Origin of the sequence: Sulfurospirillum diekertiae, assembly GCF_011769985.2 — a bacterium.
In the GTDB taxonomy this organism is placed as follows: domain Bacteria; phylum Campylobacterota; class Campylobacteria; order Campylobacterales; family Sulfurospirillaceae; genus Sulfurospirillum; species Sulfurospirillum diekertiae.
The window spans coordinates 2,256,839-2,270,981 of record NZ_CP039734.2 but is presented as its reverse complement, the minus strand read 5'-3'; the positions used below and the strand labels follow the sequence as shown (position 1 = coordinate 2,270,981).

The 14,143-nt window shown below is 39.5% G+C and carries 12 protein-coding genes; 10 read left to right on the top strand and 2 right to left on the bottom strand.

Translation table 11 applies throughout. From position 1 onward, the window contains the following. Nucleotides 1-9: 9 nt before the first annotated feature. The 7 genes from FA584_RS11565 to FA584_RS11535 are packed head-to-tail and all read left to right on the top strand — an operon-like array spanning nt 10 to nt 6,643. The gene (locus FA584_RS11565) at nt 10-1,323 is read left to right on the top strand and encodes a UDP-N-acetylmuramoyl-L-alanyl-D-glutamate--2,6-diaminopimelate ligase (RefSeq protein WP_167749552.1); all 1,314 of its coding nucleotides are present in this window, start codon (nt 10-12) and stop codon (nt 1,321-1,323) included. A 44-nt stretch (nt 1,324-1,367) separates the two neighbouring features. Next, entirely contained in the window at nt 1,368-1,733 is a 366-nt protein-coding gene (gene panD, locus FA584_RS11560; RefSeq protein WP_087439363.1) for an aspartate 1-decarboxylase, read from the top strand. Further along, the gene (locus tag FA584_RS11555; protein WP_087439362.1) at nt 1,733-2,050 is read left to right on the top strand and encodes a YbaB/EbfC family nucleoid-associated protein; all 318 of its coding nucleotides are present in this window, start codon (nt 1,733-1,735) and stop codon (nt 2,048-2,050) included. The genes panD and FA584_RS11555 overlap by 1 nt, the downstream gene beginning before the upstream one ends. 9 nt (nt 2,051-2,059) lie before the next feature. Beyond that, complete coding sequence (locus tag FA584_RS11550) at nt 2,060-3,136, top strand: DUF7488 domain-containing protein (protein ID WP_167749551.1); 1,077 nt, start codon at nt 2,060-2,062, stop codon at nt 3,134-3,136. 10 nt (nt 3,137-3,146) lie between these two features. Beyond that, nucleotides 3,147-4,007, top strand: a complete 861-nt coding sequence (locus FA584_RS11545; protein ID WP_167749550.1) for a polyprenyl synthetase family protein — start codon at nt 3,147-3,149, stop codon at nt 4,005-4,007. A 7-nt stretch (nt 4,008-4,014) separates the two neighbouring features. Next, nucleotides 4,015-6,009, top strand: coding sequence for a transketolase (tkt, locus tag FA584_RS11540; RefSeq protein WP_245394688.1), 1,995 nt, complete (start codon nt 4,015-4,017; stop codon nt 6,007-6,009). Then, nucleotides 5,987-6,643 (top strand): HAD family hydrolase, encoded by a 657-nt coding sequence (locus tag FA584_RS11535; RefSeq protein WP_167749549.1) that lies wholly within the window; start codon nt 5,987-5,989, stop codon nt 6,641-6,643. The genes tkt and FA584_RS11535 overlap by 23 nt, the downstream gene beginning before the upstream one ends. A gap of 3 nt (nt 6,644-6,646) precedes the next feature. Here the strand turns inward: FA584_RS11535 and FA584_RS11530 are convergent, their stop codons facing one another. Next, the gene (locus FA584_RS11530; RefSeq protein WP_167749548.1) at nt 6,647-8,509 is read right to left on the bottom strand and encodes a methyl-accepting chemotaxis protein; all 1,863 of its coding nucleotides are present in this window, start codon (nt 8,507-8,509) and stop codon (nt 6,647-6,649) included. Nucleotides 8,510-8,748: 239 nt separating this feature from the next. Continuing rightward, nucleotides 8,749-10,614, bottom strand: a complete 1,866-nt coding sequence (locus FA584_RS11525) for a methyl-accepting chemotaxis protein (RefSeq protein ID WP_167749547.1) — start codon at nt 10,612-10,614, stop codon at nt 8,749-8,751. 221 nt (nt 10,615-10,835) lie between these two features. Between FA584_RS11525 and FA584_RS11520 the strand changes: the two genes are divergently transcribed. From FA584_RS11520 to FA584_RS11510, 3 genes are read left to right on the top strand one after another with little or no spacing between them, the layout of a single operon-like run. Further along, a complete protein-coding gene (locus FA584_RS11520) occupies nt 10,836-11,945 on the top strand; it encodes a pyridoxal-phosphate-dependent aminotransferase family protein (RefSeq protein ID WP_167749546.1) in 1,110 nt (369 codons plus the stop codon). Nucleotides 11,946-11,947: 2 nt separating this feature from the next. Further along, on the top strand, nt 11,948-12,802 hold the full coding sequence (locus FA584_RS11515; protein ID WP_167749545.1) for an ATP phosphoribosyltransferase regulatory subunit: 855 nt from the start codon (nt 11,948-11,950) through the stop codon (nt 12,800-12,802). Nucleotide 12,803: 1 nt separating this feature from the next. After that, complete coding sequence (locus FA584_RS11510; RefSeq protein WP_167749544.1) at nt 12,804-14,051, top strand: adenylosuccinate synthase; 1,248 nt, start codon at nt 12,804-12,806, stop codon at nt 14,049-14,051. Nucleotides 14,052-14,143 lie beyond the last annotated feature (92 nt).

Sequence of the window (14,143 nt, the reverse complement as noted above, 5' to 3'; positions counted from 1 at the left end):
AGAGTTACCTTGAAAATAGATTTGCAAAACCATGCGCCGTTTTTACATGTAACGGATAATTCAAATGAATGTGATGCTTCAAGCATCTTTGTTTCAACAAAGCTCAATGCCATTTATGAGCAGAGCGCAAGAGATCATGGATGTACTAAAATTATTTCATCCAAAGAGTGTTTAGATGTTCTCGCTATTACCAATGCGATCAAAATTATTGGCATAACGGGTACCAATGGTAAGACAACGACAGCAGCAGCTATCTACTCTATCCTCTTAGATTTGGGTAAAAAAGCAGGATTACAAGGGACTCGTGGCTGTTTTATTAACGATCATCGCATTGAAGATAAAAGTCTGACAACGCCACCCGTTTTACAGACTATCCATAATCTCAAATTGGCAGTAGAAGCAGGGTGCGAGTATTTTGTCATGGAAGTGAGTTCTCATGCTATTGTTCAAAATCGCATCGATGGGCTTCCTTTTGCTTTAAAGATTTTAACAAATATCACCCAAGATCATTTGGATTTTCACAAAACGATTGATGAATATATTGCCGTCAAGAGTCGTTTTTTTGAAGATGAGAGTTTGAAGCTCATCAACAAAGATGAGAGTAAAATTCGTTTCAATCGTACCAACGCGATGAGTTATGGGATTGAGCATCCCGCAACCTATAAAATTTTAGCTTATTCACTCAAAGAAGGTATTAGTGCCGCGGTAGCCAAAATCGATAAAGTTTATGACTTTGAATCACCTTTACATGGCTTTTTTAACCTTTATAACATACTTGCAGCGATTAGTGCGGTTGATATGTTAGGTGTTGCACCAATGGAGGCTATTTGTGAAGCGGTAGAGCATTTTGGTGGCGTGGAAGGTCGTATGGAGGTAGTGAGCAATGATCCTCTCGTGATCGTTGATTTTGCGCACACTCCTGATGGTATGGAAAAAGTGCTCGATAGTATGAAAGAGCGCGATATTGTGGTTGTCTTTGGTGCTGGAGGAGACAGAGATCGTACGAAGCGTCCCAAAATGGGAGCGATGGCTGAGCGCTATGCTAAAAAGATTGTGGTGACCAGCGATAACCCACGTTCAGAAGATCCACAAAGTATTATCACTGAAATTTTAACAGGGATGCACCCTCGTGAGCATTTACATGTAGAAGCAGATCGCCACAAAGCGATTGAAAAAGCACTGAAATTACAAGGTAAAAACGAAGTGCTTCTAATACTTGGTAAAGGGGATGAAACTTACCAAGAGATTCAAGGTCAAAAATATCCTTTTGATGATAGAGAAGTAGTTAGGGAGCTTATCGCTCAATGGGCTAAGCAAAAATAGGATAAAATAAACAAATTTCTTAATCTAAAAGAGGTACAAAAGCGATGACGCTTGAGATGTTATATAGCAAAATTCACAGAGCTACTGTTACAGATGCCAATTTAAACTATGTTGGTTCTATTACAATCGATAAAGAGTTAATCATGGCTTCTAATCTTAGCGTGGGACAAAAAGTAGAAGTGGTGAATATTAACAATGGTGAGCGTTTTACAACTTATGTCATTGAAGGTAAGGCAGGTGGGAAAGATATTTGTCTTAATGGCGCAGCTGCACGAAAAGCACATATTGGTGATAAGATTATTATCATAGCTTATGCGCATATGACGAGAGCTGAAATGGAAGTTTTCAAACCTACGGTTGTTTTAGTTGATGAAACCAACGCGTTGGTAGAAGTACGAGATTACATCTAATGTTTGAAAATTTTGATTTATCAAAAGTGGGTGCAATGCTTGAAGAAGCGCAAAAGCAAGCCCAAAAAATGCAAGAAGACGCAAGAAATAAGCAATTTACTGCTAAAAGCGGTGGTGGCATGGTCAGTGTGAGCATGGACGGTAATGGCGAAGTCGTCGATGTTACGCTTGATGATTCGCTTTTAAGTGATAAAGAATCGTTACAGATTTTACTCATGAGTGCCATTAATGATGTTTCCAAAATGGTAGAAGATAATAAAAAACTAGCAACATCTCAGATGCTCTCAGGCATTGGTGGATTTGGCGCAAAAAATTAAGGAGCGTATGTGAAACGTCTAGGACTTTCTCTTCTTTTAATACTCCAAGCTCTTTTCGCGGCGGATATTCCTATCCCTGCTCCTGCTAGCAAAGCAGAGTTCGTCTACCCTGATTTTTCACAGTGTTTTGAAAAAAATAAGCAATCGGTTGTTTATTTTGGTAAAACGCGTGCAATTGCCATTAGTGAAAAACAAGCAATTGCGTTTTCTAAAGAAAAGCCAAGTGTACCTTTTGCGAGATACGATGCATTCTCTCACCTCTATTTATTTGATTCTCCAAAACCACTGATTCCTGTCAAACTTAAACCCACCGCTGAGCTGAAGTTGGGGGAATGGCTTGTTAGCATGACCGATAATTCTTTGGTGGCTGTTAATGCTTCCAAAATAGGTAAAAGTGGCAATGAGTTGTTTGAATTTGGTGGGGTCGGTGAAATTAATAGTCTTGTTGGTGGGTTATGTTGTGAAATGTATGGACTTGGAATTGGAGATAAGTTTTTTATTAGTTCCGAAGAATTAGAACGTTTTATAACAGGTAAATCAGCCTTTTTCCCAGAGTTGGGTGCTCGGATTATAGATGGTAATGAGAGTGTGATCGTTGATTTTGTTGATCCAACTTTTAAAGATGCAAAGCTCAAAGCTGGCGATAGCATTACATCGCTTAATGGTAAAAAAGTAAGCACTATCGCCGAATTTGCTGATGCTCTCAAAGCGGGTAAAGATTCTGCTAAAGTGACTGCTCACATTCAACGCAATAATGCATGGATAGACGAGACTATTGTAACACCAAAACCGGCCAGTAAAAAAGTCGATTCTAAAAAAGTGCCACTCCCTGAGTCAAAAAAAGAGACTATTTTACACGGCAAAGGATTTACATTCGATAATAATCTTAAGATTGAATATGTAAAACATGGTTCTTTTGCTGAGCAAAGTGGTTTAAAAGTAGGTGACCGTTTAATGCAAGTGGATGGAGTTTCTGTTTCACAGATCCAAAATGCAGATGCTTATTTGTCGAAAATACATAATCGTGATGTTAGCCTGTTATTTGACCGTGATGATTTCCAATTTTTTGTAACATTACCACGCTGAAAGGTTCGTTTTGAGTTCTAAAGAGTTAGTATCAAAATTTGAAGTTTTTTTAAAAGAGAAACTTCCCGTAATAGAGAGTTTTCACCCTCATTTTAGCCATGCTTTTGGCGAAATGCTTGATGTGGGAGGAAAACGGTTTCGTCCGCTTTTATTGCTCAGTGTTGTCCACTGTTCCCGTCCACTTTTGATTGAAAATGCTTTACATGTAGCGCTTGGTTTAGAGATGATGCACACCTATTCACTCATTCACGATGATCTGCCTTGCATGGATAATGCAGCGCTTAGGCGAGGACATCCCACTTTACATGTAAGCTATGATGAGACGACTGCCGTGCTTGTCGGAGATGCTTTAAATACCCATGCTTTTTATCTATTAGCAAATGCTCCTTTGAGCGCAGAGATTAAAATTAAACTGGTTTCCATCTTTTCAAGTGATGCAGGTATCTATGGTATGGTACTTGGTCAAGCCATTGACTGCTTTTTTGAAGATAAGCATTTAAATGTGGATGAACTCACTTTTTTACATTTGCATAAAACAGCTAAATTGATAGCAGCTTCACTTTTGATGGGAGCTGTGATTTGCGAGTTGGATAAGGCGACACAAGAAGCACTTTATCAGTTTGGATTGAAACTTGGGCTTTTATTTCAAGTCCAAGATGACATTATCGATGCAACACTGACCAGTGAAGAGGCAGGGAAACCCACTCAAAATGATGGGCATAAAAACTCTTTTGTGAACCTACTGGGATTAGAGGGCGCAAAAGTTGAGAAACGCAAACTGTTAACAGAGTTAGATGTTGAACTAGGTAAGCTTGATGCTGCTTTGTCAAAAAGGCTTAAAAGCATTGTAGATGAATATTTTAAAGGATAGTGACCCAATGGAAAATGAAAAAATATTAAAAAAACAAGCTGATACAATCCGATTTTTAGCGGCAGATATGGTACAACGTGCTAATAGTGGACATCCTGGTGCTCCTATGGGACTCGCCGATATCGTCACCATTTTGGCACGACATATCACACATAATCCTAAAAATACAAAGTGGCTCAATCGTGATCGTTTAGTGTTTAGTGGTGGACATGCTTCAGCGTTGGTTTACTCTTTTTTACATTTAAGTGGATATGACATTAGTTTAGAAGATCTTAAAAATTTTAGGCAACTCGGTAGTAAAACGCCAGGTCATCCTGAGTATGGTGATGTTCCCGGTGTTGAAGTAACGACGGGCCCTTTAGGTCAAGGTATTTCGAATGCCGTTGGTTTTGCAATGGCGGCTAAGTATGCAGCGACTCTTTTAAATACACCCAAAACAGAAGTGATTTCCCATAAAGTATACTGTTTGTGCGGTGATGGTGATCTTCAAGAAGGTATCAGTTACGAAGCATGCTCCTTAGCAGGACATTTGTGTTTAGATAATTTAGTGGTGATTTACGATTGTAATGCTATTACCATTGAAGGGGATACGTCAATTGCTTGGAGTGAAGATGTCAAACATCGTTTTGAAGCCCAAGGTTGGGAAGTCTCCCGTATTGATGGTCACGATTATGAAGAAATTAATGATGTTTTAGAGCAATCCAAAGAGCAAACCAAACCCTATTTAATTATTGCCGATACAACCATTGCCAAAGGTGCTTGCGAGATGGAAGGAAGCCATCATGCTCATGGTGCACCTTTGGGGTGTGAAGAGATTAAAAATTCTAAAATCAAAGCAGGATTTGATCCAGAGAAAAACTTCAGCGTGGATGATGATGTTTATGCACGTTTTAACTGTGCGCTTGAAAAAGGTGACTTGGCTGAGGCCAAGTGGAATGCACTGGTTAAAAACGAGTTAAGTAGTGAGAAAAAGGCTCTTTTAGAAGCATTGCTAACGCCTGATTTTTCAAAAATCGAATGGCCAAATTTTGATAGCGATGTGGCAACGCGTGACAGCAATGGTAAAATTTTGAATGCTATTGCACAAGCCATTCCTGGTTTTCTAGGAGGAAGTGCTGATCTTAGTCCTTCCAATAAAAGCGAATTGAAAGATATGGGTGATTTTCCACTAGGACGCAATATTCACTTTGGTATTCGTGAACATGCAATGGGTGCGATTATCAACGCGTTTGCTTTGTATGGTCTGTTTATCCCATTTGGCGCAACGTTTTTTATCTTTAGCGATTACATGAAACCAACGGTACGTTTAGCAGCACTCATGAAATTGAAAAATTTTTACATCTGGACACACGATAGCATTGGTGTGGGGGAAGATGGCCCAACGCATCAACCCATCGAGCAACTCAGCCAATTTAGAGCCCTTCCAAACTTCTACGTATACCGCCCATGCGATGGTAGAGAAAATGTTAAAGCGTGGAAAAAGGCTCTGAGTATGCAAGCTCCTGCAGCATTTGTCTGCTCACGTCAAAAACTTCGAGCACTCAAAGATGACCGAGCATATGGTGATGTTGAAAATGGTGGATATCTTGTAAAAAGACGTGAAAACGCGCAAGTAACCATCATGGCAAGTGGAAGCGAAGTCTATCTTGCGTTAGAGGTTGCCTGTTACCTTTCTATGTTTGGCATTCCAAGCAATATGGTCAGTGTCCCCTGTTTTGATCTTTTAAATGAGCAAGATGAGGCGTATATTCAAACAATCATTGAACCACAAACGAAAGTCATTGCAATCGAAGCGGGTGCAGGAATTGAATGGTATCGTTATGCTGATAAAGTCATCTGCATGGAGCGTTTTGGCGCGAGTGGTCCTGCGGAGCTTTTATTTGAAAAATTTGGCTTTAAAGCTCATCAAGCGACTCAAGTGGCATGTGAGTTTTTAGGCTTAGATTATAATGCACTAAAGGCCGAGTTAGAACGAGATAATGAAAAAAAACATTGTATTTGATCTAGATGGCACACTTCTTAATACCTTAGAAGATATTGCCATCAGTGCAAATTTTGCACTCGTTTCGCTTGGATTTCAACCACAAGAGAGTGCAAAATACCGCTATTTCGTAGGTGAAGGTGTTTTCAAATTATTTGAAAACATTTTCGCTTCTAATGTTCAAACTCCTGAGCTTATCCAACAGGCCGTTACTCTTTTTGAAACACATTATACAAAGCAGTTTAACCAAAATACTAAGCTGTATGAGGGTGTGAGTAAAATGCTGAGTTTTCTTCAAAAACGAAATTTTAAAATGGCAATCCTCTCCAATAAACCAAACTCCTTTACCAAAATGTGTGCGATAAAATATTTGCGTTCATGGAAGTTTGATGTGGTGTATGGTGTACGTGAAGGAGTTCCTAGAAAGCCTCATCCCAGAGGAGCTTTAGAGATTTGTGAGCTTTTACATGTAAAGCCAAACGACTGTTATTATCTTGGCGATACCATGATTGACATGAAAACAGCCAATAGCGCTGGCATGATAGCCATAGGAGCATTATGGGGCTTTAGAGAGGAAAATGAACTCAGAGAACATGGAGCACAGTATTTGGTTCAAACCCCCAGCGATGTGATTAAACTGCTCGCTGAGGTTTAAGTCTTAGGATTTAAATTTCCCTAATTCATTGTTAAGATTTTCGGTCATCGCATGGAGATGTTCGGATGCTTGAGAAACATTGTCGATGCTCGTGACATTCTCTTTGGAGATGACATTGATTTTTTCAATCTCCTCAACCATTCCTTTGATCTGCGATGCAGTGTTGACAAAATTATTAACAGTTTCATGTGCCCCTTCTATGGTTTTCTGAATGGTTGCATCGATGCTATTCATACCGTTTTGTAATTCGATAGAGATAGAAGCAAGAGCATTCACCTCTCCAGCATTTTGAGCAATATCGGTGTTGGCATCCATGATCGATTGAACAACCACATTGATGGTGGCATCAATCTCAACAAGGCTTTTTTGAGTACGTTCAGCCAGCTTTCGTACTTCATCCGCTACTACGGCAAATCCACGTCCATGTTCTCCTGCGCGCGCTGCTTCAATGGCAGCATTGAGGGCTAAAAGGTTGGTTTGATCGGCAATATCACGAATGATCCCCAAAACATCTTTGACTTCATTGGCATTTTGACTCACGGTATTAAGGCGTTCTGCTAAGTTTTGTTCTTTGGCTGCCGTGGCTTGCATCGTTTTTTCTAAATGCTCTGCTTGATCTTTAACGGTATTGATGTCTTGTTGCGTTTTATGTAATGCTTCTTGAGAAGCGGTCGCTTTTTGAACTGATACCTCAATTGCATTGGTGAGCGTAATACCACTCTCTTTGGTTTTACTCACAATCTTAGCTTCTGCATCCACATTTCTCACAACTTCGGAAGCCGTACGTGAAAGTTCTTCTGAGATAGAAGCGTTTTCATTGCTAATCTCTTTAGATTTTTTGACAATTTCATGAAGCTTTTCAATAAAGAGATTAATATTATTCGAAACTTGTCCGAATTCATCATGACTTGAGGCTTGAAGTCTTTGTCTAAGATCGCCTTCACTACTGGACAGATCTTTGACAACATGGTTCAGTTTATCAAGGGGATTAAGAAGCATTTTGATTAAAAAGGCCATAATGGCGATAGAAAGCACGAGCATTATTAAACCCATCACAAAAAGCTCTTTCACTTGAGCATTCAAGAATTCATAAGCAGTCTCTTTATCAAATGTAATACCTGGAATCCAATTTGTCTCTTGAGACATTTTAAATGCAAAAAGCTTATGCTCTCCCTCTTGTGTATACTCAATAATACCTTCCGGCTCTCCTGTAAATCTTTGGCTTAAAATAGATTCTTTCCCAAGGAACTCCGCTTTAGGATGGGCTACAATTGTTTTTTTAGCATCCAAAAGCATGCCATAACCACCATTGAACTTAATATCACTAACGGCTTTGACAATATGCTTTAGCTCAAAAGAAGTTGCAACAATGCCGATGGTTTTACCATTTTTAATAATGGGCGCCATAACTGCAACAAGATCAATGGGGTCAGCAGAACCTCTGTAAATATCGGTCATGCCAGATTTTCCTGTTGTTTTTCCCATAATATACCATGGGCGTGCTCTTGGGTCAACTTTTGCGATTGTATTGCTTCCGTAGATCATGACACCACTGGCTTCTATACCCAAAAAGCTATCACGTCCACCGGATGCAAGTGTTGTCTCTTGTAAAACAGCTTTGATTTGTGATTCACTCATCGTTTCAACATCCGTGAGCATGCGAGCAGCACTCTCTAACCCATGTTTTTTACTTAAAACCCAAAGATCAATATAATCGGTCAATGAACGGGATGCCATCTTGAGGGTTGATTCAACTTGAGTGATGCTGTTTTTTTTGGTATCAATATAGCTTACAAAACCAAATGCTGTAAGGCTGATACAGATTAAGAGTGCGATAATCAGAGTAACCTTCGTCTTGAAGTTCATCATGACTCCTTGGTATTATTTTGAGTAATAAATGCAAAATAGGGATTTTATATCATATAGAGCGAAAGACATATTTTATTATAACACGGGAAATATGACCAAAATGAGACTTTTTGATTATAGCATGCTCAAGTGAGAAAAGAGTTGTTTGTACTGTCGAAAGATTTATTTTGAGAGTATACGTGAAATTTTGCATCACACAACAGCAAGAGAAAACCCCTTGCTGTAGAAAAATGTATTTAAGATTTAAATTTTCCCAGTTCGTTGTTGAGGTTTTCAGTCATTACATGTAAATGTTCACTCGCTTGAGAAACATTGTCAATACTCCCCACATTCTCTTTGGAAATTGCATTTATTTTTTCAATTTCATCGACTATTTTTTTAATTTTTGAAGCTGTATCAATAAAGTCATGAACCGTATGGTCACTCTCCTCAATGGTTTGATGGATGATATTTGCAACATTATTCATTCCCTCTTGTAGTTCTACTGAGATAGAAGCAAGAGCATTTACCTCACCGGCATTTTGAGCAATATCGGTGTTGGCATCCATGATAGATTGAACGACCACATTGATTGTTGCATCAATTTCAACAAGGCTCTTTTGCGTACGTTCAGCCAGCTTCCTTACTTCATCGGCAACTACGGCAAACCCACGCCCATGTTCTCCTGCACGTGCCGCTTCAATGGCAGCATTGAGGGCTAAAAGGTTGGTTTGATCGGCAATATCACGAATAATACCAAGAACATCTTTCACTTCATTGGCATTTTGACTAACGGTATTAAGGCGTTCTGCTAAGTTTTGTTCTTTGGCTGCTGTGGCCTGCATCGTGTATTCGAGTTGTTCGACTTTGGTTTTTACATCCGAAATATCTTTTTGCGTATTAGAGAGGGCTTGTTGCGAATTTTTTGCTTTAAGAACAGAACTTTCAATGCTTTTAACTAAAGCGATCCCTTCTTCTTTGGTGTTTTCAACTATTTTCGATTCGGTGTCGACATTGCGTACCACTTCGGATGCGGTACGTGAAAGCTCTTCTGAAATAGAAGCATTTTCATTACTAATTGTTTTAGATTTTTTCACGATCTCATGCAGTTTTTCAATAAATTTATTGATGTTTTGTGATACATGTGCAAATTCATCATTGGCTGATGCTTCAAGTCTTTGTCTCAGATCACCCTCACTACTTGAGAGTTCTTGGACAACATCATTCAGATGATCGAGTGGACGAAGCAGTGTTTTAATGAGTATAATCATGATGCCAATGGACAGGACTAGCATCATAAAGCCTGCCATCATTAGGCTTTGAACTTGCACCTTTAAAAAGGCATAAGCAGTCTCTTTATCAAATGTAATTCCTGGTGTCCAGCCCGTTTGTTCTGAGACTTTGAAAGCAAATATCTTGTTTTCACCATTAAAGATATACTCAATAAATCCCTCTTTTTTATCTTTAAATTCTTGGCTCAATGTTGACTCGGTTCCAAGGAGTTCTTTTTTAGGATGGGCTAGAATCATCTTTTTTGTATCCAAAAGCATTCCATATCCACCATTAAAATTAACATCTCCAACGGCTTTGGTCAGTGTTTCTAACGGAAGATCAATACCAAAAACACCAATCATAGTGTTGTTTTTCATAATGGGCGCCATCACCGTTACCATCAATACTTTCGCCGTTGCACCGACATAAGCATCCGTAATACCTTCTTTACCATCCACCTTCGCTTGTTTATACCAGCCTCTTGTTTTAGGATCGTATCCTTCTGCTTTTTTCTTTCCACTACCGTAAAACATTCGACCATCTTCAAACCCTGCATACGCATCTAGCGCGTCAAAGGTTTTAGCCATGTCTTTTAGCTTGGCTTCGAGTTCTGCTTCATCCATTGTGGAACTGTTACTTAAGGATCGTGCGTAACCGGCGACTCCTTTTTTCTTCGATTCGACCCACAGATCAATGTAGTCTGTTAAGGCACGTGATGCCATTTTCAGGCTTGATTCAACTTGAACAACGCTATTTTTCTTCGTATCAATATAGCTTATGGTACAAAAGATACTGAGGCTTAAAAACATTAACGCAGAAATTGTCAGGATGATTTTGGCTTTAAATGACATGATTCTACTCCTTGGGTATTTTTATACAAGTGGTACAACGTACGAATGAGACAATCAAATTCTACATCATTACATTATTTATGTAAGTTTAAAGTAGAAAAGCGACTCGTAAAAGACTTTTTACATGTAAAAGTAAAGCTAGTAAATATGGGAGGTGCTAAAGAAACAACAAGCAATATTTTGTTACAATCGCTTCTAAAACTACACGATGAGGATCTCTTATGTTACTTTTGACACCAGGACCAACTCCTGTTCCTGAAGCGGTTCGTATGGCGATGGGAACACCTACCATTCACCATAGAACACCTGAATTTGAGTCTATTTTTGAAAAAGCAAGAGGCTATTTAAAACAACTGTTTGATATGGAAGAAGTTTTGATGCTTGCAAGCAGTGGAACTGGTGCCATGGAAGCGTGTGTGCTTCATTTGTGCCAAAGTAAAGCGATTGTCGTCAATTCGGGCAAATTTGGCGAGCGTTTTGGCAAAATTTGTGCTGCCTACAATAAACCATTTGTCGAAATTAAAAATGAATGGGATACTCCTGTGAGTGTCGATGCCATTGTTGAGCTTGTTAAAAACGATCCGAGCATTGATGCTGTGTGTATGCAAGTGTGTGAAAGTGCAGGTGGCCTTCGTCATCCTGTTGAAGCCGTAGCCAAAGCAGTAAAAGCGATTCGCCCTAATATTATGGTCATTGCCGATGGTATCACCGCTGTGGGCGTTGAAAAAGTTGACACGACCCATGTTGATGCACTCATTTCAGGCAGTCAAAAAGCGTTGATGCTTCCTCCGGGGCTTGCCTTTATTGGTCTAAATGCTAAAGCGTTAGAGATCATTGAAAATGGCGGCGTGGGTTATTATTTTAACCTCAAAACGGAACTTAAAAATCAACGGAAAAATACAACGGCATGGACAGCAGCAACGACACTGGTTATTGGTCTTGTCGCTATGTTTGAACTCATAGACTCCCAGGGCGGTTTGGATGCGCTCTATGCGGATACGGCGAAAAGAGCTTTTGCCACCAATAAAGCTTTACAAGCTTTGGGATTGCACATCTATCCAAAAGTACCCGCTAAAGCGATGAGTGCCGTTTTACATGACGATGCGAGCAAAATCCGTAAAATTTTGAAAAGTAAATACGGTGTCAATATGGCAGGTGGACAAGATCACATAAAAGAGACACTGTTTAGAATCAACCACATGGGACTTGTTAATGTATATGAGACTGCGTGGACACTCAATGCTGTTGAATTAGCTCTTGCGGAACTTGGCAAGCGAGCATACGATGGCACTGCCAATAGGGTCTTTACCCAAGAATTTTACCAAGGTTAATAATGATTTATGAGCACGAGATACCCACGGGGAGTAAGCTTTATTTTGGAGAGAGTGCCAAATTAAAGCGAAAGATTGAAAATGTGGCAAGTGAACTTTTTTACGATGCAGGATTTGAAGAGATTGTAACACCCTTCTTTTCATACCATCAGCACAAAAGTATTGATGAAAAAGAGTTGTTACGTTTTTCAGATGAACAAAATCATATTGTCTCGTTGCGAGCTGATAGTACGATGGACGTCGTACGTCTCAGTACAAAACGTATGGGGAGAAGTACACATCATTCGAAATGGTTCTACATTCAACCTGTTTTTCGCTATCCTAGCCACGAAGTACACCAGATTGGCGCGGAGTTGATTGGTGAAGAAAATTTGGCTTTGAGCATTGCTACAAGTGTCTCTATTTTTGAAAAATTTTCAATCAAACCACTTTTACATGTAAGCAATATTAACATTCCCAAAATGCTGTCTCAGATGCTCAATTTGGATCTGAAAATCTTTGAAAAAGGAGAGCTTCAAAAGCTCTTGGCACTTGATATTCCATGGTTAACAAAATTAACTTGTTTACAAACATTGGAAGAATTGGAAGCGGTTATTGATGAGGTTCCAGATGAACTGAAGGTTGAACTTGAAAAGCTGAAAGTTCTCTCTGCTCATATTTCATGTGATAATATTGTTTTTTCACCGCTTTACTATGTGAAAATGCGCTATTATAATGCGCTATTTTTTAGATTTATCTACAAAAATTTTACACTAGGTTCAGGTGGAAGTTATGACTGTGAGGGCATTGGCTCAAGCGGTTTTGGACTTTACACGGATGATTTGATCGAAATATTAATTAAAAGAGATGGACAATAAGATGAAAGCTGATATGATCGTAGGAATTCAATGGGGTGATGAAGGAAAGGGTAAGATCGTTGATCTTATGGCTCAACACTATGATGTTGTTTGCCGTTATCAAGGCGGTCACAACGCAGGTCACACGATCTGGGTAGATGGTGTACGTTATGCACTTCATTTGATTCCTTCTGGTATTTTAAATCCAAAAGCACTCAATGTTATTGGCAATGGTGTCGTTGTTTGTCCTGATGCCCTCATTAAAGAGATGGCACAATTTGAAAAGCTTGCAGGTCGCCTGTTTGTTAGTGACAAAGCACATATGATTCTTAATCATCATATTTTAATTGACCAAGCCAAAGAAAAACTTCGTGGCGCTAAAGCCATTGGTACAACAGGACGTGGCATTGGACCAAGTTACGGAAGTAAAATTGAGCGTAGCGGACACCGTTTAGGTGAACTAAGAGACACCAACAAACTTGCACGTGCCTTGGTTGAATTTTACGATGAGAACAGAGCGCTCTTTAATGCCCTTGGTATTGTAACACCTGATTTTGAGACACTTAAAAGTGAATTAGACGGCTATGCTAAAGCCCTTTTACCTTTCTTGACAGACACGACACACATGGTTTGGAAATGTTTGGATGAGAACAAAAAAGTACTCTTAGAAGGCGCTCAAGGAACGATGCTTGATGTGGATCATGGTACGTATCCTTTTGTAACGAGCTCCAATACGATCAGTGCAGGTGCCTGTGTTGGTTTGGGACTCAATCCTAAAGATATTGGTAAGGTGACAGGTATTGTTAAGGCGTACTGCACCCGTGTGGGTAATGGACCATTCCCTACAGAAGATTTTGGAACGGAAGGCGATGAACTTCGTGAGAAAGGTCACGAATATGGTACTTCTACGGGTCGTGCTCGCCGTTGTGGTTGGTTTGATGCCGTTGCATGCCGCTATGCGAGTCGCATCAATGGTTGTGATGATCTTGCCATTATGAAGCTTGATGTATTAGATGGTTTTGAAACCGTTAAAGTGTGTGTTGCTTATGAAGTAAACGGTCAGAGAGTTGAAACACTGCCGCAAGATTTGGATAATGTTAAACCAATTTATGAAGAGTTGCCAGGTTGGAAGAGTGTTGTTGGATGTCGTAAATTTGAAGATCTTCCTGAAGCTGCCAAAACGTATCTTAAACGCCTTGAAGTTTTGACAGGCACAAAAATAGGACTTATCTCAACAAGTCCAGATAGAAACGATACAATTATCTTGTAAAATAAGACTATAGCGCTCACGTGATATATGTTTGAGCGCTATAGTTTTAGGAATATTTTGCCATTTCGCAAGAATATCTTTCATCTTTACAT